17 protein-coding genes are annotated in these 18,260 nt (G+C 71.7%); 11 read left to right on the top strand and 6 right to left on the bottom strand.

Annotation, left to right across the window (positions count from 1 at the left end):
- Positions 1-50: 50 nt before the first annotated feature.
- The 4 genes from ACWD4G_RS26465 to ACWD4G_RS26450 are packed head-to-tail and all read left to right on the top strand — an operon-like array spanning position 51 to position 2,910.
- Positions 51-1,232, top strand: coding sequence for an alginate lyase family protein (locus ACWD4G_RS26465; protein ID WP_451297532.1), 1,182 nt, complete (start codon positions 51-53; stop codon positions 1,230-1,232).
- A gap of 39 nt (positions 1,233-1,271) precedes the next feature.
- Positions 1,272-1,649, top strand: coding sequence for a family 43 glycosylhydrolase (locus tag ACWD4G_RS26460; protein ID WP_451297530.1), 378 nt, complete (start codon positions 1,272-1,274; stop codon positions 1,647-1,649).
- A 5-nt stretch (positions 1,650-1,654) separates the two neighbouring features.
- A complete protein-coding gene (locus ACWD4G_RS26455; protein WP_451297528.1) occupies positions 1,655-2,104 on the top strand; it encodes a beta-xylosidase family glycoside hydrolase in 450 nt (149 codons plus the stop codon).
- A complete protein-coding gene (locus ACWD4G_RS26450) occupies positions 2,101-2,910 on the top strand; it encodes an alpha/beta fold hydrolase (protein WP_451297526.1) in 810 nt (269 codons plus the stop codon). The genes ACWD4G_RS26455 and ACWD4G_RS26450 overlap by 4 nt, the downstream gene beginning before the upstream one ends.
- Before the next feature lie 341 nt (positions 2,911-3,251).
- Here the strand turns inward: ACWD4G_RS26450 and ACWD4G_RS26445 are convergent, their stop codons facing one another.
- Positions 3,252-3,578, bottom strand: a complete 327-nt coding sequence (locus tag ACWD4G_RS26445) for a hypothetical protein (RefSeq protein WP_451297524.1) — start codon at positions 3,576-3,578, stop codon at positions 3,252-3,254.
- Between the two features lie 145 nt (positions 3,579-3,723).
- Positions 3,724-3,873 (bottom strand): hypothetical protein, encoded by a 150-nt coding sequence (locus ACWD4G_RS26440; protein WP_451297522.1) that lies wholly within the window; start codon positions 3,871-3,873, stop codon positions 3,724-3,726.
- A gap of 402 nt (positions 3,874-4,275) precedes the next feature.
- On the opposite strand from ACWD4G_RS26440, the gene ACWD4G_RS26435 reads away from it, so the two are divergent.
- Genes ACWD4G_RS26435 through ACWD4G_RS26425 form a run of 3 tightly spaced genes read left to right on the top strand, consistent with a single transcriptional unit; the run spans position 4,276 to position 5,404 of the window.
- On the top strand, positions 4,276-4,488 hold the full coding sequence (locus ACWD4G_RS26435; protein ID WP_451297520.1) for a hypothetical protein: 213 nt from the start codon (positions 4,276-4,278) through the stop codon (positions 4,486-4,488).
- Positions 4,489-4,497: 9 nt separating this feature from the next.
- Positions 4,498-4,869, top strand: a complete 372-nt coding sequence (locus ACWD4G_RS26430) for a hypothetical protein (RefSeq protein WP_451297518.1) — start codon at positions 4,498-4,500, stop codon at positions 4,867-4,869.
- Entirely contained in the window at positions 4,811-5,404 is a 594-nt protein-coding gene (locus ACWD4G_RS26425; RefSeq protein WP_451297516.1) for a TetR/AcrR family transcriptional regulator C-terminal ligand-binding domain-containing protein, read from the top strand. The genes ACWD4G_RS26430 and ACWD4G_RS26425 overlap by 59 nt, the downstream gene beginning before the upstream one ends.
- A gap of 300 nt (positions 5,405-5,704) precedes the next feature.
- On the opposite strand, the gene ACWD4G_RS26420 is transcribed toward ACWD4G_RS26425, so the two are convergent.
- A complete protein-coding gene (locus ACWD4G_RS26420; protein WP_451297514.1) occupies positions 5,705-9,562 on the bottom strand; it encodes an nSTAND1 domain-containing NTPase in 3,858 nt (1,285 codons plus the stop codon).
- Between the two features lie 222 nt (positions 9,563-9,784).
- On the opposite strand from ACWD4G_RS26420, the gene ACWD4G_RS26415 reads away from it, so the two are divergent.
- A complete protein-coding gene (locus ACWD4G_RS26415) occupies positions 9,785-13,345 on the top strand; it encodes a S8 family peptidase (RefSeq protein ID WP_451297512.1) in 3,561 nt (1,186 codons plus the stop codon).
- A 678-nt stretch (positions 13,346-14,023) separates the two neighbouring features.
- On the opposite strand, the gene ACWD4G_RS26410 is transcribed toward ACWD4G_RS26415, so the two are convergent.
- The 3 genes from ACWD4G_RS26410 to ACWD4G_RS26400 form a co-directional block, all read right to left on the bottom strand.
- On the bottom strand, positions 14,024-14,251 hold the full coding sequence (locus ACWD4G_RS26410; protein WP_451297510.1) for a hypothetical protein: 228 nt from the start codon (positions 14,249-14,251) through the stop codon (positions 14,024-14,026).
- 182 nt (positions 14,252-14,433) lie between these two features.
- On the bottom strand, positions 14,434-15,465 hold the full coding sequence (locus ACWD4G_RS26405; protein WP_451297508.1) for a quinone oxidoreductase family protein: 1,032 nt from the start codon (positions 15,463-15,465) through the stop codon (positions 14,434-14,436).
- Between the two features lie 329 nt (positions 15,466-15,794).
- Positions 15,795-16,553, bottom strand: coding sequence for a nuclear transport factor 2 family protein (locus tag ACWD4G_RS26400; RefSeq protein ID WP_451297506.1), 759 nt, complete (start codon positions 16,551-16,553; stop codon positions 15,795-15,797).
- Between the two features lie 469 nt (positions 16,554-17,022).
- Between ACWD4G_RS26400 and ACWD4G_RS26395 the strand changes: the two genes are divergently transcribed.
- From ACWD4G_RS26395 to ACWD4G_RS26385, 3 genes are all read left to right on the top strand, one after another.
- Positions 17,023-17,259 (top strand): hypothetical protein, encoded by a 237-nt coding sequence (locus ACWD4G_RS26395; protein WP_451297504.1) that lies wholly within the window; start codon positions 17,023-17,025, stop codon positions 17,257-17,259.
- Positions 17,260-17,425: 166 nt separating this feature from the next.
- Positions 17,426-17,692 (top strand): hypothetical protein, encoded by a 267-nt coding sequence (locus ACWD4G_RS26390; protein WP_451297503.1) that lies wholly within the window; start codon positions 17,426-17,428, stop codon positions 17,690-17,692.
- 140 nt (positions 17,693-17,832) lie between these two features.
- The gene (locus ACWD4G_RS26385; RefSeq protein ID WP_451297501.1) at positions 17,833-18,195 is read left to right on the top strand and encodes a hypothetical protein; all 363 of its coding nucleotides are present in this window, start codon (positions 17,833-17,835) and stop codon (positions 18,193-18,195) included.
- Positions 18,196-18,260: the final 65 nt, after the last annotated feature.

The following is an 18,260-nucleotide window of genomic DNA, read 5'->3' as shown; positions in this document are numbered from 1 at the left end:
ACGTTCCGTATCCGTTTTCCGCACTCAGCGCCGAGTGAAAGAGGAAATCCATGGAAGAGCCGCAGTCCCCCTCCTCCCCCCAGCCCGCCTCCCCCGAGTCCGTCTCCGGCGTCACCCCCACCCGACGCCGCTTCCTCCAGATCACCGCCGTCGGCACCGCGGCGGCGGCCACCGGAGCCGCCCTCACCACCCCGGCCCAGGCCATCACGTCCTTCAGCCACCCCGGAGTGCTGCACACGCTCTCCGACATCCAGCGGATGAAGACCCGGATCGCCGCGAACACCGAGCCCTGGCTCAGTGGCTGGAACGTCTTCAAGGCCGACCAGTACTCGCAGTCGACGTACACGATGAAGGGCCCGTACGCCACCGTCGACCGCGGTAGCACCGAACTGCACAACTACGAACTCTGGAACGACTGCAACGCCGCCTACCAGAACGCGCTGATGTGGAACCTCACCGGCACCACCGCGCACGCCACCAAGGCGCTGCAGATCATCAAGGGCTGGTCGTCCACGCTGACCTCGATCATCGGCAAGGACGCCCAGCTCGCGGCCTCCATCTACGGTTTCAAGCTCGCGGCGGCGGCGGAGCTGATGCGCTACACCGCCCCGTCCGGCAGCTGGTCGGCGGCCGAGATCACCCAGACCGAGAACCTGTTCAAGAACGTCTTCATCCCGCTGGTCAACACCTTCGGCGACGCGGGCTGGGGCACCAACTGCATCAAGGCCATGATGGCCATGGGCGTGTTCTGCAACGACACCTCCGTCTACGACGCCGCCGTCAACGCCTTCAACAACCACAGCTGCTGCAAGCTCACCCGCGTGCTGAGCAGTACCGGACAGTGTGTGGACAGCGGACGCGACCAGGCCCACACCCAGCTCATCCTCGGCAGTATGGCGGAGGCCTGCGAGATCGCCTGGATACAGGGCCAGGACCTCTACGCCACTTCCTCGAACCGGCTGCTCGCCGGCTTCGAGTACACCGCGAAGTACAACCTGGGCAACGATGTCCCGTACGCGGTCTGGGGCTCCTGCCAGGCCACGTACAACTCCATCTCCACCGTGGAGCGCGGCAAACTCCGCCCCATCTACGAGATGGTCCACAACCACTACGTCAAGCGCCGCAGTGTGGCGACGCCCTGGACCTACTCCGCCATCCAGACGATCCGGCCGGAGGGCGCGGCCTTCCAGTGCGACCACGTCGGCTTCGGCACCCTCCTGTTCACCCTCTGATCCCTGCCCCGGCCCGATGTGCCACCGGCGGAGCTTCTCGTGATCCACAACCCCGTCCTGCGCGGATTCGAACCCGACCCCGTGATCCTGCGGGTCGGCGACGGCTTCTACATCGCCGCCTCCGCCTTCGAGTGGTATCCGGGGATGCGCATCCACCATTCCCGGGACCTGGTGAACTGGCGGCCGGATCAGGAGTCGTTCGCCGGCATCGAACTACAGGAGTACGACCGGGCCTCGGGGAAGCTGCTGCTCACCTCCCGGCACGATCCGAAGCTGGAGCTGCGGAAGGCCGGACACTGCTCGCTGGTCGAAGCCCAGGACGGCCGGTGGTATGCCGCGAATATCGCCGCTCGTCCCTACGGCGAGCGCGGCCGGTGTGTGCCGGGCCGGGCGACCGCCCTGCAACCGGTGGCCTGACGGAGGTGGCCTTCGCTCCCCTCACCCCGGACCACCTGGCCGGGCTCACCGCCTACTACAACACCCGCGACTGGCACTACCTGTACGTCACCGCCGAGGACGACGGCTCTCCGGTGCTGCGGGCGCTGAGCTGCGAGGCCGGGATGCTCACCGCGCACCCGCCCATGCTCCCCCTGGCACCCGGGCGCCCCGTCGCGCTGCGCGCCGAACTCGACGGCCCCGGGCCGCACTTCTCGTACGGGACGGGTGGCGAGGGTCCCAAGGCTCTGGGCCCGGCCCTCGACGCGACCGTCCTCTCGGACGAGCACGCCGACGAGTTCCATGACGGACAGCTGAGGGGCCTCGCTTTCACCGGCGCGGTGCTGGGACTCTGCGTCCAGGACCTCGACGGCTCCGGCGTGCACGCGGACTTCGCCCACGCCACGTATCGCACCACCCCGGACGACCACTCATGACACTGCTCGACCTCGGCCGCATCCGCCTCTTCTGCACCTCCCTCGGGCCGCTCGGTACGGACACCGCCCCCGCACTGCTGCTGGTGCACGGCTGGGGCGGCGACGGACGGGAGTGGTCGCCGCACGCGGAGGCGCTGGCCGACCGGTTCCGCGTCCTCGTCCCGGATCTGCGCGGCCACGGCCGCTCCGAGGTACCGGACGAGGGCAACACCCCGGCGGAGATGGCGGAGGACCTGGCCGCGCTCCTCAACTCCCTCGGCGTCGGGCCGGTCGTCGCCGTCGGTCACTCCATGGGTGTCCAGGTCGTCAACCTGCTCGCCGTCCGCCACCCGAAGGCCGTACGGTCGGTCATCGCCCTCGATCCCGCCCACGGCGCCGACGAGGCGGAGGTCGTGACGATCCCCGGCCGGCTCGCCGAGTACCGCAAGCACGGTGCCCGTGCCGCCGCCTCCTTCGTGGCCGGCGCCTTCTCCGCGCAGGCGCCGCCCGGCCTGCGCACCGCGCACATCCGCACCATGCTCGGCACCCCGGACCACGTCGTCGCCCAGGCCTACGCGGGCATGTACACCGACCCCGGCGCCGTGGGCGTCCGTCCATACAGTGAGGCGCATCTGCGCCTGCGACCGCAGCCCGCGTTGACCGTGTGGACGTCCGCGGAGGCCGCCGAGTGGGAGCGCGGCACACTGTGGGTGCCCGGCTCACGCGTCGACCACTGGTCCCGCACCGGCCACTATCTGCACGAGGAGCGGCCCGGGCGCACCATCGGGCTCATCCGTGACTGGGCGGGCGGGGACACCGTCGACTGAGGTGGGCCCCCCGGGTGTCACGGAAGGAGAGTCCCGTGAGCACGAACCCCCTGGTGTCTGCTGGGCGAAGCGCGAGCAGTGGGGGCTCCATGCGTCACGGTTCGTCCGCCGCGGTCGGCTTCGCGCTCCTGGCGGTGTGGCCTGTTCTGGCCGCCGATCGCAGCGGAGCGGCACCGCGGGGACCGCGGCCCGCGCCCTCCCTCGCGGCGACCGCTGTGATGGGCGCCGGAGCAGCCTGGTTCGTGATCGAGACGCATCGTCACGGCGTCGCCGGTGTCGCTGAACGCTGTGTGACTACGGCACCATTCAGCCGGCCTGGGCATCCGGTCCTCGGTCATCGGTCAGCCGCGGCAGCGACGGTCGCCGCCACGGCGCTCAACGACCCGTCGGTACGTCGGCGGACGATCCCACTCGGTGCTCCCCATGGGCCCGGCGAACCCGGTGCCCTCGGAGACCTGCTGGGGAGGCGGAGCCCAGGCCGCCAGGGCGTGGTAGAAGGAGTCGCCTCGACGCTCCAGGTAGCAGATGATGTTGAGGGGCCATCCGGCCCGGCTGAAGAGATGGCGGTCCATGGGAGTCGGACGCTCGCTGAGCGGCTGCCCCCGTTCCGACGGCGGGCCGAGGCGGTGCCAGTCCGGGTGCATGTGAATGGAGCCGAGCAGATCCATGTCCGGAGCGTCGGCCTTGTGGGAGGCCCGGAGAAGGTCGCGGGAATCCATCCACCAGCCGCGGCGTTCGTTCTCGTAGGCGGAAACTCGGCACGATCGTCTCGCGGAACTCCCGTCGAGCCGCTGGGTCACTGGTACGGGCGTTTCAGCCGAAGGCGATGCTCCGTACGTGGTATGTCGTCCCCTCGGCGGTGCCCAGCAACAGCGCGAAGCAGGGCAATGGGACCTCGGGGGTGATGAGTTGGCACTCACCGACGGCAGCGCCGAGAAAGTCCGCGAGGACTTGGTCGTCCATCAGGACGGTGGGAGCGGGGCTGGTACATCGGGCGTCCGGCAGGCCGGAGCCGGCTGCGTTTGTCGCAGAGGACATGCGAGGTGGTCTCCGATGGGATGGGGGGTGGGGAAACCAGTGGTGCGAATGCCCGGACGCTACTCGAAGGTCCACCGTCACCCGGTCAACTACCGTGAACCATGGGGATATCCCCACGGCTGGTTACGGACTTGCGGCCGAGCGACGGGGCTTTGGGGACTCGGCGCGTGTGGTCGAGCGGTGCGGGTGCGGTGGACCCGCCGCCGGGCACCTCACCGGAGAGACGCGGCCGGCGCCGAGCGGCCGCCGGCGTGCGGGGTGCGGGCCGGTGTGCCCGGGCGGTGGCACCGTCACCCCGGGGCGGACTCTGTCGGCTACGGAGCGGTCGTGACCGTCACAAGGGTCCGGCCGAGCGTTGTGGTGTCGTCGCCGTACTCCACCAGGCCGACGCAGGCGGTCGACTCCTCGGGCGACAGCCTCTGTCAGGAGACCGTGACCTTCGGGGTGTCGCGGCCGGTCACCGGCCGGGCCGCCGGATCGGCGGTGGCCTGGTGGTCGGGCCGGGTGGAGTCGCCGATGATCCAGGTGCGCGGGATGTAGGTCTGGCTCGTGACGCCCTCGGGGAGCGAGTACCGGCTGACGTACGCCGCGCATGGCCAGGGCGGCGGTGATCTGCTCCGCCACGCTGTGGGCGCTGCGCCTCCGCGGGGCCGCCTGGAGCATGACCTGCGCGACCTGCTCGGGGCCGGCCTGGGCCAGCCGGGCAGGGGAGCCGTAGGTCTGCAGCAGGGCCAGGACGACCGGGTGTCGCAGGCGGGGCCCGAGGACGCGTTCGAGGGCCGGGTGGAGGGAGGTGGACAGTCCGCGCAGCCGGTTGGAGGTGCGGGTGGCGTCCTGGGCGAGGTCGTCGTGTCCCAGGACCATGGTCAGTTCGGCCCGCGCGCTCTCGTCGGGGTCGATGGAGTGCGGCGCTCAGCCTGAAGCACAAGATCGCCATTTCCGTACTCGCCGTAGGGACCCTGCTCAGCGGCCTGGCCGCCCCCGGAACAGCCGGCGCCGCCGGCGACAAGTTCGTGACGGTGCCGGCCTGCCGGCGCGAAGCGCCGCGCGCCTCGACGCACTCGCCAACGAGGTCCGCCCTCGGCTCTCCTTCGACGGCACCCCCGTCCGCGCCCAACTGGTGAACCAGCTGGAACAGCTGGCTCTTCGGCTCAACCAGCCAAGGCCCGTGTCGGTCCTCGCCACGGTCATCCAGCGGGCCGATCGGGACGAGGAGGCACGGCGCATCCGCGAGGAGTCCTTCGGCCGGGCCGACGAGGACTTCGCCCGCGCGCCGGCTGTCGCCGTCGAACGCGGTGAACTCCGCTCCGGCGTCCCGGAGCACGCCACAGATCTCATCGCCCGTATCATCGGCCCGCTGCTCTTCCGGCGCTTCCTGCTCGGCATGCGCCTTGAGAAGGACTTGGTGGCCAACCGGGTCGACGCCGCGCTCGCGCCCTGGTTGCCGAACACATGACCGTACGACAGGCCGCGTCCGGTGACGTTCGATGAGGTCCGGCGCCGATGGCCCCTGACGTCCGGTGACGAACTACGTACCGTTCCCGCGGCCCGAGCAGCGGCGATCCATGCGGACCTTCGGAGCACAGGACTTCGACAACCGCTTCGAGCGGCCCAGAACGGTGCCGATTCCGGTGCGCGAAGCCCCCAAGACCGAGGTCTCAGACCTCGGCCCGCGGGGGCGTCCGGTATTCCATCAGGACGGCACCGCGGATCTTTGCGGCGGAGCCGATGCGCGTCAGGTCACCGAACGCGGCGCTCAGCGGTCGTCGCACACCTTCCGGTACGTGGCGTCCGGCAGGTACGTCCGCCACGTGGTCCGGGTCATGTCCTGGCCGCCCGCGCGGGCGCAGACGCGTCGGAGCGCGTGGGCGGAGTCGAGGTCGTACCGCTGGACGGGGACGTGGGTGCCGCTCGCGTACAGGGTCTGGCCGTCGGGGGCGAAGGCGAGGGAGGTGATCGCCTCGCCGGGGGTGGGGAGGGGGCCGCCCAGGGGTTGGCGGGTGTCGAGGTCCCAGAGTTGGAGTGTGCCCTCGTCGCCGCCGACGGCGAGGGTGCCGCCGTCCGGGCTCAGGGCCACGGAGCCGATCTCCTCCGGGCTGCCCGCCGGGGCGTCGGGGAAGGCGTCACGCAGGATGTCCGTGTGGTCACTCAGGTCGCCGTCCCAGAGGGTGACGCGGCGGGAGCGGTCACCCGCGGCGAGGCGGGTGCCGTCGGCGGTGAAGGCGAGCGCCGTGATCCCGTCGTCCGGGTCCGGGCCCAGGTCCGTGGGACGGCCGGAGGGAAGGCGGACGGCGCGGTTCTCGCCGGCGAGCAGCCGGCCGTCGGGGCGGACCGCGAGCAGGGAGCCCGCCGGCTTCGCCACCACACCCGACCGGCGGCCCCGGGTCACGTTCCACACCTCGTTCACCGCACCGCCTTCGGCGTTCTGGCGGACGGCGTACAGGGTGCGGCCACCGGGGCCGAGCGCGATCGAGAGCACACTGTCGGCGGACGGCCGCTCCGGTGCCGTCCGCAGGGTGGCCAGGACCCGGCCGCGGGCCACGTCCCAGACGGTGATCCGCTGCTCGGCAGGGTCCTGTGCGAGGGCCGAGGCCCCGTACGCGAACATCTCGCCGTCGGGGCTGAACGCCATCAGCGGCGCCGTCTCCCGCGCCACGACGGGCCGTTCGGGGTCGGCGGGGCCGGGCAGCGGCACGGAGGGGAGGACCCGTGTTCCGGAGCCGCCGCGGGTGTCGTCCCCGCCGCCGGTGCCGCGGTCCTCGGCGGTCCCCCGCAGCTCGAAGCGGTAGCCGTCGCCGGTGAGCCGTGCGGTGGCCACCGTGTCGCCGTTCGGGGAGAGCAGGGTGTCGGCCAGGGCCTCGTCGCGCCACGCCGATGTGGTGGCGGTCGTGGTGTCGAAGGAGTGGACGGTGTTGACGTCCAGGTAGCGCAGGGTGGTGTGGGCCGGGTTCCAGGCGAGGGTGCCGTATGCCTGCTGTTCGTCGAGGGGGCGGCGGAACACCGGGGCGTCGGGGGACGCCGGCCGCCAGACCTTGATCTCCGTGTCGTTGGCCGTCGCCAGGAACGCCCCGTCCGCGCTGAACACGGCGGAGGTCACCTCCGGGTCGGAGAGGGTGGCGACCTCGCGCCGGGTCGCGGTGTCCCAGACGCTCACGCCGTTCGCGTCGACGGCGGCGAACCGCTGGGCCGCGCCCCGGGCGCCGCCGAACAGCAGCCGTACGCCGTCGCCGCACAGCCCGTCGGCGTTCTGCCAGGCACCGGTGATCTCGTGGCCATCTCCGGTGTCGAAGACCCTGGGCGCCTTCCCGGCGGGACAGAGGGCCACATACCGGTCGTCGGGGCTCGGGGCGACCTGGGCCCCACCGGGCACCTCCGTGGCGAACAGCAGCCGGCCGTCGGCGACGGAACGCAGCTCCACCCGGCCGTCGATCCCGTCGGCCCCGTCAGCCCGGACATCGCCCACCACATAGGCGCGCCCGCTGCCGCCGAATGCGAGATACGTGGTCCGGCGGGGCCGCGGACGGGACTCCCCCACCCAGCGGTCCCGTTCGGTGTCCCACAGCCGGATGCCGTCGTCCACGACGAGCGCGAGCGTGTGCGCGTCGGGCCCGGTGGCGAACAGCTGGGCGCCGGCGGGCAGGGTTCCGGAGGCGGTGCGGCGGTGGGTCGCCACGTCCCAGGTACGCCAGGTCCGGTCGTCGACGCCGAGCAGGGACCGGCCCGAGTCGACGAGGTGGTCCGTCGACATGCCGCTCGGCTGGGGGGCGGTGAAGGTGTCCAGTTCGGGCTGGGCGAGGGCGCCGAGCAGGGCGCGGCGTGACTCGGGCAGCGCGGCCAGCCGCCAGGCGGCGGCGCTCAGCCGCATCGCGGTGCGCGGGTCGGTCGTACGGAGGGAGTCGGCGACAGCGGCGGCCCGGCGGGCAGCGGCCTCCGTGCGCTGGCGCTCGCCCGCGCGGGCCTGCGTCACCGCGACCAGCCCGACGGCCACGGCCACCGCGACGACGGCGGACAGCGTGGTGAGCAGCAGCCGGGAGCGGCGCGCGGCCCGTGCGGCCGTACGGTGTTCCGCGTCGCGCGCCTCCAGGGCGGCGGCGAGGAAGTCCCGCTCGGCCGCGGTGAGCAGGTCGTCGTGCGTGAACCCTTCGCGCGCGAGGTCGAGCCGGGTGCCGCGCCAGAGGGCGCCGGGGTCCCGGTCGGCCTCCAGCCAGGCGCGGGCCGCCTCCGCCAGCCGCCGGTGATGGCGCAGCCGCTCCCGGTCCTCCTCCAGCCACCCGGCCAGCCTCGGCCAGCAGCTGATCAGCGCCTCGTGGGTGAGCTGGACGCCGTCCTCGTCGGCGGTGAGCAGCCGGGCCCCGGCCAGCCGTTCGACGACGCCGGGCACCACTGGGTCGGCCCACTCGTCGAGTTCGGCGCGGCTCAGCGGGCGGCGGGTGTCGGCGGTGGTTCCGCCCGCCCCCTGGCCATGGGGGCCGGCGGGCTCTCCCCCGGGCTCCACCATCCGCAGCAGCAGCCGGCGTGCGGCGGCCCTCTCCTCGGGGTCGAGCGTGCCGTAGACCTCCTCGGCGGTCGCCGCGATCGCGCCGCGTACCCCGCCGGCCGCCTCGTACGCGGCCAGGCTCAGCATCCGGCTGCGACGGCGCCGCCAGGTCTCCAGCAGGGCGTGGGAGAGCATCGGCAGCGCGCCGGGTTCGTCGAGGATCTCGTCGACGAGGCGGGCGGTCAGCTCCCGTTCCACCAGCAGACCGGCGGTCGCGGCGGGCTTGACGACGGCCTCGCGCAGTTCGTCGGCCGTCATCGGGCCGAGGGCGAGCGCGGCGCCGCGCAATGCGTCCGCGAGGCCCCGGTGCTCCAGGCAGCGGGGGTAGAAGTCCGCGCGTACGGCGATCAGTACGCGCAGCCGGCTGCGCGGGTCCCTCGCCGCCAGCACCAGGTCGATGAACCGGGCCCGCTCGGCCTGGTCGTGGCAGAGCGTGAACACCTCCTCGAACTGGTCGACCACCACCCAGCTCTCCGGCTCCCCCTCGGCGGGCGCCAGCAGATGGCAGTAGGTGGCGGCGGGCCGCGCCCCCGGTGTGAGGACGCGCAGCGCCGGCGGCCGCCCGCCGTCACCGTCGTGGCGCCCGGCCCGCTCCCGCAGCAGGGGGATCAGGCCCGCCCGCAGCAGCGACGACTTCCCGCTGCCCGACGCCCCGAACAGCACCGCGAGCCGGTGGTCGCGCACCAGAGCGCCCAGGTCCTCGGTCACCCGGTCGCGGCCGAAGAACAGATGCCGGTCCGCGGGTTCGAAGCGGGCGAGCCCCCGGTACGGCGGGCTGGGGGCGTCCTCGGTCGCCGTCGGTACCGGGGCCGTGTCGGCGGCCTCGGCCTCCTTCCAGCGCGTCTCCCACTCCTCGATGTCGCCGCCGCAGGCCCGTACGTATCCGCGCAGGACGTCGAGCGAGGGCAGCCGCACGCCGGCCGCCGCCCGGGACAGTGTCGTCGCGGAGCAGCCGGCCGTCTTCGCCATGGCCTGGTACGACGGGCTGCCCACGGCGCGGCGCAGTTCACGCAGTCCGTGCGCGAGCTGCTGCACGGGCCCGGACTCCGGGTCGAGTGGTCTTTCGGGACGTCCCACGCGCCAACCTCTTCCTGCGGATCGGGCTCACCCGGGTTGAGGCCGGTCCGGTACGACGGGTTCCGAATTGTTTCGCCTGATGGAGGGGGCTGTGCATCAACGTTCCGCTTGCCAGCCTCGGTGTCGGCGGCGGAGATCCCAGCAGCCCCGGAGGACCCTGCGGATCACCGCCGCGCCAGCACATCCCAGCAGATCGCTCGACACACTCCAAGAGGGGGACCCTTGCGCAAGCGCGCGAGAAGTGCCGCCGGCGCGGCCGTGGCCGCGACGGCGGCACTCACCACCGGCCTGACCGGCGCGGGCCCGACCGCCACGGCCGAGGCGACACCGGCCGGTACGACCGCCGAACCGACCGCCTGGCAGGCCGCCGAGGGCGCCGCCGGGGACCCGGCAGGCAGCGGCTCCCGCCATGTCACCCTCATCACCGGCGACCGTGTGAGCCTCGACAGAAGGAACCAGGTCGTCGGCGTGCAGCGGGCCAAGGGGCGCGAGCGCGTGCCCGTGCAGGTGCGGACCGTCGGCGGTCACACCCTGGTCGTGCCGATGGACGCGGCCCCGCTGGTGGCGAACGGCAGGCTGGACCAGCGGTTGTTCGACGTCACCGAGCTGACCAAGGTGGCCGACCGCGGGAGCCGGAAGAGCGGTCTGAAGGTCATCGTCGGCTACCGGGGCACGGCGAGGACGGCCAAGTCCGACGTCCGGGACACCGGAACACTGCGGTCGGCCTTCCGAACCCTCAACGCGGACGCCGTCCGGACGCCCCGGCAGGACACGCCCGAACTGTGGGACGCCGTCACCAACGGCGGCGCGGTCACCCGGGGCGACACCCTCGCCCCCGGCGTCTCCCGCGTCTGGCTGGACGGCATCCGCAAGGTCGCCCTCGACACGTCCGTGCCGCAGATCGGCGCCCCGGCCGCGCACGCGAAGGGCCTGGACGGCAAGGGCGTGAAGGTCGCCGTGCTCGACACGGGCATCGACACGACCCACCCGGACCTCAGGAACCAGGTGATCGCGGCCAGGAACTTCACCGCTTCCAGGGGCACCACCGACCGCTTCGGGCACGGCACGCACGTCGCGTCGATCGTGGCCGGTACGGGCGCCAAGTCCAAGGGGAAGTACGCGGGCGTCGCGCCGGGCGCGAAGTTGCTCAACGCGAAGGTGCTGGGCGACGAGGGCGGCGGCGAGGACTCCTCGATCCTCGCGGGGATGGAGTGGGCCGCCGCGCAGGGCGCCGACATCGTCAACCTCAGCCTGGGCGGCGAGGACACCCCCGGTGTGGACCCGCTGGAGGCCGAGGTGAACAAGCTCTCCAAGGAGAAGGGCATCCTGTTCACCATCGCCTCCGGCAACGAGGGCGAGGGTGGCGACCGGACCGTGGGCTCCCCGGGCAGCGCCGCCGACGCGCTGACGGTCGGCGCGGTGGACGGCAAGGGCAAGCTGGGCGTCTTCTCCAGCCGGGGCCCGACCGTCGACGGCGCGCTCAAGCCGGACGTCACCGCACCCGGCGTGGCGATCACCGCGGCCTCGGCCAAGGGAAGCCTCATCGCCAAGGAGGTCGGTGAGAAGCCCGCCGGGTATGTGACGATCTCGGGTACGTCGATGGCGACCCCGCATGTCGCCGGTGCCGCCGCCCTTCTCAAGCAGCAGCACCCCGACTGGACGTACACCCAGCTGAAGACCTCGCTCATCGCCTCCGCGCGGGGCGGCTCGTACACGGCGTTCCAGGGTGGCGCGGGCCAGATCCGCGTGGACCGGGCCGTGGCGCAGACGGTGGTGGCCGAGCCGGCCTCGCTGGACCTGCCCCTCCAGCAGTGGCCGCACACCGACGACACCCCGGTCACCCGGAAGCTGACGTACCGCAACAGCGGGACGAAGGCCATCACGCTGAACCTCACCGGCACCGCCCACGACCCCAAGTACAAGGCGGCCCCCGCGGGCTTCCTCTCCCTCGGCGCGGACCAGGTCACCGTGCCGGCCGGCGGCAGCGCCTCGGTCGACGTCACCGTGAACACCCGGCTGGGCGGCAAGCTCGACGGCGGCTGGTCGGGCCGCGTGACGGCCACGGGCGACGGCCAGAGCGTCACCACACCGCTGGGCGTCATCCGTGAGACCGAGCACTACGACCTCACGCTCAAGTACGTCAACCGCCCCGGGCAGACCCCGCAGCACCGCGCCTCCCTGCTGTCGATCGACAGCCCGGAGCAGACCGCGACCCTCACCGACGAACACACGAACGACACCGTCACCCTCCGGGTGGCGCCCGGCTCGTACATGCTGGAGTCGGCCAGCGCGAAGAACCTGGAGACCTACGAGGGCGGCCTGGACTGGCTTCTCGCGCCCAGGCTGAAGGTCACCAAGGACATGACGGTCACGCTGGACCTGAACAAGGCGAAGTCACCCGACATCACGGTGCCCGACCCCCAGGCCGAGCAGATCAACGCATGGGTGTCGTACAAGTACTACGCGGGGCCGAGCGGACAGAACGGCAACGGCGTCATCCTGCGCTCCTTCTCCGACATCCGGCTCGCGCACATCGGCCCGAAGGTCGACAACCTGTCCCAGAACTGGTCCGGACAGTGGACCACGAGCGGCAACACCGAGTACGACATCGTGGCCGCCGAGCCCGTGAAGGAGATCAAGGGGGCGTACGTCCACCACTACAAGGCGTCCGAGTTCGCCACGCTGAAGGTCGGCATGGGCTCCTCGGTGCCGGGGAAGACCGGCGGGATCGCGCTCACCGCCATCGTGCCCGACGGCTTCGGCTACCGGTCCGGCTTCGCCGCCGAGGTCCCGCAGCAGCTGCCTGGCACCCGCACGTACCATGTGTCGGCCGTCGGCGGCGCCCAGTGGCGGCCCGACTTCTACCAGTACTCCGGGAAGAAGGACGAGGACGGCAAGCCGGTCTCCGAGGTGGTCTCCTCGGTCGAGGACTATCTGACGCCCAAGGCGGGCCGTACCTACCGACTCCGCTTCAACACCGCGGTCTTCGGCCCGCGGATGGCGTCCGGCACCGACAGCGGTGTCCGCCGCGACGGGAACACGATCTCGGGCGAACTGCCCCCGTTCACCGACAGCGCGGGCCACTCCGGCGACTCGGACATCACCTCCGCGACGACGACGCTCTACCGCGACGGCAAGAAGGTCGCCACCCGCCGCGCCCCGCTCGTCACCGGCACCTCCTTCAAGGTCCCGGCGGGTGAGGCCGCGTACAGGCTGACGACCTCGGTCAAGCGCTCCGCCCGGCTGTCGGCCGTCTCCACCCGCACCGACGCCACCTGGACGTTCCGCTCGAAGAAGACCGGCGCCGACGGCGTCCGCCTCCCGGCCTCCTCGGTCCGCTTCAGCCCGGCCACCGGCCTGGACGGCACGGTGACCGGCCCGAAGGCCACCTTCCCGGTCACCGTCGAGGGGCCCGCCGGGGGCGGCAACCTCAAGTCCCTGGTGGTGTGGGCGTCGTACGACCACGGCCACACCTGGAAGAAGGCAACGGTCTCCCACGGCAAGGTCACCGTGCAGAACCCGGCGAAGGGCAAGTCCGTCTCGCTGCGCGCCAAGGTCACCGACAAGAAGGGCAACACGTCGACGATCTCGATCTACGACGCGTACTTCCGCAAGTGGGACGAATGGCGCCTATCGGCACCAACTGGCGCCATTCGCACGGCAAACCCACCACACGAGATCTTCACCGGAAAGCCATCCACGACAGGTATCCCTCCTGTTACTTTCACTTTCAAGAAACCCTGTCTCGTTTCCCCCAAGCGCCACCCCCCACACCCGCGGTAGACGCGGTGGTCGGTGAAGTGGCCGACCCCGCGGCCGGTCTCGGCGGCGAGGAAGTCGACCATGGAGAGCAGGACGTCGCGGTGATCGCGGTAGTTGAAGGCGATCCGTGGGCTGCCGGTGTCCAGCCACTCGTTCAGGAACCGCTCGTCGACCCGGTGCGGGTCGAGCTGGTGAAGGAACCAGCAGACGCCGCCGGGAGTCTCCGCGAAGCGGCGGGCGGTGCCCGCCGCGAGGATTTTGGCGACGAGCCGGTCCGGCGGAGCCTCCTTCGCGGGCCCCCGCCAGGGCACGCCGAGCCGGGTGCGCCAGGCCCCGTAGTAGGCGGCCACCGCGTCGGCGACGACCGCGTCGACCGCGGCCCGGTCCTGGCTCTCGGTGAGCCGGTGCGGTTCCTCGTCGTCGAGGACCGTGGTCAGCGCCCGCCACAGCGTCTCACCCGTCAGCCTCGGCTGGGCACCCACGTCGGCGGTGACCTCTCCGTAGAGGGTGTAGCCGAACCGGGTCACGGCTTCTCTCAGCGGATGGGTGCCCGACTCGCGCAGCGACACCACCAGTGCGTGCGACGCGCTCATACCGCGCCCTCACCGTCCTTACGCCTCAGCGCGTGTGGGCCGTCCTGCCTGGTCGACCGATTGATTCGGCCGACCCGGCAGGGGAGTTGACCCGTCGGCCGACCGGTCAGACGCAGGGCCCGTCGTTGGCCTTCGGCTCGCAGTAGTCCAGCGTGCCGACCGTCGTGCCGTCGGCCAGGGCGTCGTGGAGGGCGCTGCCGGCGATCACGGAGGAGGTGGAGGACTCGGCCGCGGCGTCGGGGGCGGCGACGAACGTGGTGGCGGGGACGCTGAGCAGCGCGCAGGCCGCGACGCCGACAGCGGCGGCGGACACCGCCGAGACAGGGGTCTTCATGGAGAGCCTTTCGGTGGGGGGGATCGGAGACGCCGGCCAAGCGCCCGGAAGCAGACCGGACTCAGGGGCACTCGCAGGAAGTGCCCCTGTTTCCTTGGTGGTTCAGTGGCTCATGACACGGTGATCATTAGACGGCCGCTTTCTGGAACTTCCAACAATGGCTGGCATCGTCGCCGCGCCCGTCACTCCGCCCACGGCAGCAGGACCACCTTGCCCGTGGTCTGGCGGGTCTCGATCAGGCGGTGGGCCTCGGCCGCCGCCGACAGCGGCAGCTTCCGGCCGAGGCCGAGCCGCAGACTCCCGTCGCGGACGTATCCGGCCAGTTCGTCGAGAGCCTGCCGCATCTCGCCGCGGGCGTGGGCCTGGTAGTAGTACAGGCTGAACAGGCCCAGACTCTGGTTCATCAGGAGCCGGCCGGCAGCGGCCTCGGCCACGAAGTCGACGGCCGGCATCTCCCCGTTCGCGGTCCCGTACATCGCCACGCGGGCGCGGGGCGCCAGGCTCGCCAGCGTCTGGCCGAGGGCCTCACCGCCGGAGCTGACCAGCGCCCCGTCCACCCCCCGGCCGTCGGTGGCGGCGCGCACCTGGGCGTTCCACTCCGGTTGCGTGTAGTCGACGGTGGCGTCCGCGCCCAGGTCGAGGACCAGGCGTCGCTTCTCCGGCGTGCTGGCCGCGCCGATGACCCGACCCGCTCCCATGATCCGGGCCAGCTGCACGGCTAGGGTGCCGACCCCGCCGGCGGCGGCGAGGACCAGGACGGACTCGCCCTTGGCGAGGCGTACACCGTCGCGCACGAGGAAGTACGCCGTGAGGCCCTGGATCAGCAGCGCCGGTGCGTCGGCGTACTCGATACCGGCCGGCAGCGCGTACACGTCGTCGGCCACCGCCACGACGTACTGGGCGTAACAGCTGGAGCGATGGGTGTCGACGATGCCGCAGACCCTGTCCCCGACCTTCACGCCGGAGACTTGGTCACCCACCGCGACGACCTCCCCCGCGTACTCGCCGCCCAGGATGTGGGGCAGTTCGGTCACCGGCACGGGGTAGTAGCCGGCGCGGCGGCGCTCGATGTCGGCGAAGTTGATGCCCGCGGCCTCGTTGCGGACGAGCACTTCGCCCGGACCGGGTGCGGGTACGGGCACGTCTTCGTAGACGAGTTCCTCCGGGGGCCCCTGCCGGTGTATCCGCGCGGCCTTCATCGTCTGGGTCTGCATGGGAGTGCTCTTTCCTGTCTCGTGGGTGTGGCCTCGCCTCACCGGCGGGCCTTCGGAAGTGTCGGACGGCGGCCCGCCCCCGGGGGCGCGGGCTGCGCAGAGTGCCGCGAGGGCCGCGAAGGGTGGGTGCGACAGCGGTGTGCGGATGGCGAATCGTGGGGGGAAGCCATCCGGACCGCTGGACGCCGCGACGCGGCCGCGAGCCGCGGAGGCGGCGAGTACCGCGGCCTCGCCCGACACGCGTTTCACCGATCGCGGCTGCGGTGCCGCCGTCCGACGGGCGCGTCAACCGTGTGGGGGATGCGGTCGACGCCGTGCGATCGTCCCGGTCAGAACAGGCCGTTGCCGTGCGGCATATCGGCCGGGACGGGCATGACGATGCCCCAGTGCTCGGCGATCTTGCCGTCGGCCACGCGGAACAGGCTGTACAGGGCGGCGGGTTCGCCGAACTCGCCCTCGGACATCACCAGGGCGAAGTCTCCTTCGGCGATGACGTGATGGACCTTCTTGTGGACGAGGGACTTGCCCTGCTCGGCCCACTTGGCCGCGGCGGCGGCGAAGCCGTCGCGTCCGTCGGCGGCCTCGGGGGTGTGCTGCCGGCAGTCATCGGCGACATAGTCGGCCAGGGCGGAGTGGTCGCCGCCGACGAGGACCCTCTCGGCGAACTCCGTCACCAGGGCACGGTTGGCGTCCGTCCTGTCCAGGTCGGTGATCTCGGTGGGGCCGTCGGTCTGCGAACGCCCGGAGACCGTGTCCGCGACCCGCGGGGTCAGGGCGTCCCAGTGCTCGGCCACCTTGCCGTTCTCGTCGACCCGGAAGACATCGAAGGCGACCAGCGGGACAGGGCCTACGCCGTGGTAGGTGGCGTGCAGAGCGACCATGTCGCCGTCGGCGACGACCCGGTGCACCTCGTGACGGAAGCCCTCCGGGACGGACGCGATCAACTCGCGCAGCGGCTCCGGGCCGTCGCCCGCGGTGGGGCTGTGCTGCTTGTAGTCGGCGGCGAGCCAGCGGTCGATGGCGGAAAGGTCCTTGTCGCCGAGGAGTTCGGCGGCGACCTTGAGGACGGTGCTCTTGGCGTCGGCCATGATTCTTTTCCTTATGCCGGGGGTGGCGTGGCTTCTGCGGCCAGAAGGACCAGAAGGACCCTCTGACAGTTGTCAGATTACCCGCAATCTGACAACTGTCAAGCGCCGGAGGTCGATACGGCGGCACAGGCGGCCCGGCGGGCCCGACAGACCCGGCAAGACCCGGCAAGACCCGGCAAGGCCCGGCAAGGCCCGGCAAGGCCCGACAGGCCCGCCAAAGCCCGACACTCACCCCCCGGTGACCTCGCCACCCAAAACGGACGCCAGACCGGCCCGCGCCCCGCAGAAGCCCATGAAGAGCACAGAGTCGCGTGGAAGATTTGTGAGACAACTTGACCGAGATCATCGATCTGATGCATGTTGTCTCACAGAGGGGCGGGGGTCGCACCGACCCCCCCCACTCCCCCCCACACACACGACGCGGGTCCGTCGGCTCTCCCGACGGCACACCGCACGAAGGGAACGACACATGCGCAAGAAACTCAGCCTGATCGCCGCGAGCGCGGCAGCGGCAGTCGGCCTCGGGCTCGCGATCGCCTCCCCGGCCTCCGCGGCCACGACCCACGGCTACTACAGCTCCCCTGAGGCCTGCGCCGCCGAGTTGGCCAAGCTGGAGAAGCAGGGCGTGCAGCTGCTGCACTGCGAGAAGACCATCGGCAACTCCGTCCCGGGCGAGTGGGTGCTGCTCTCCGGCATGGCCGGCTGACCGCCGCCCCACGCGCGTAACGGGCGCTGGACCGACGGCATTCGCCTCTGTGCGCCGCTGTGTCTTTCGCGCCGTAGATCTCAAGTTTCCGCACAAGTAATCCATTCCGGAGCACCGATGACGGCGTTCCGGACCACAGTGAAGAACCGCAGAGAAGGAGAGTCCCGTGAGGACGACCACCCCCCGTGTCTCCTGGGCCAGGCGAGGCCTCGCCACCCTGGCGATCGCCGGAGCCGCCGTGGGCGCGGCCGCGCTGCCCGCGGCCGCCGCCGAGGTGAGGGTCGAGGGCAAGGCCGGCATCGGCCAGACCCAGGCCTACCAGTTCGCGGCCGACGCCTGCTACTCCATCGGCGGCACGCCCGTCGACGGCACCTACGCCTACCGTCCGTCCGGTGACCTGTGGATCGGCAGCGTGCTCTGCCGGACTCCCTGATCCGAGCTGATCCCGGGTCTTCTCCCGGATCTTCTCCCCGCGCGATCCCGAGGGGGGCGTGCCCGGCACGCCCCCCTCGGGTGCCGTTGACAAGCGGCGAACCACACCATCGTTCTCTCACACATCTGGAACCACCCCCCATGTTCAAGAATCGCGCCAAGATCGCGGCAACCTCCGTCCTGGCAGCGGCCGGACTCGCCCTGGGTTGTGCGGCGGCCCCCGCCTCGGCCGCTGACGCCGGCCTGATCAACCTGATGGTGAAGACGACCGGCCGGTCGGTGTACATCAGCACCCTGACCCCGTTGGGTGATTCGTTCGAGCGCTGCCGGTCTCTCTCCGCCGGCAGCGGGTGGAAGGACAGCAAGCAGAACATCTACCTGGACCGGGAGGTGACGCTGACCACCTTCACCAGCTCGAACTGCACGGACGGCTTCATCGACAAGCGCAAGTTCTCCGTCCCCGCCTCGACCAGCGCGGCCAACTTCTGGGCGAACATGTCCTGACAGGCCCACAGTCACCGGAAGCGGTGAATCGACCTCCGGTGCGGCGCTACGGGGTCCGTCAAGAC

It is taken from the genome of Streptomyces sp. NPDC002643, from assembly GCF_053592555.1.
This window is presented reverse-complemented; position numbering and strand designations above follow the sequence as displayed.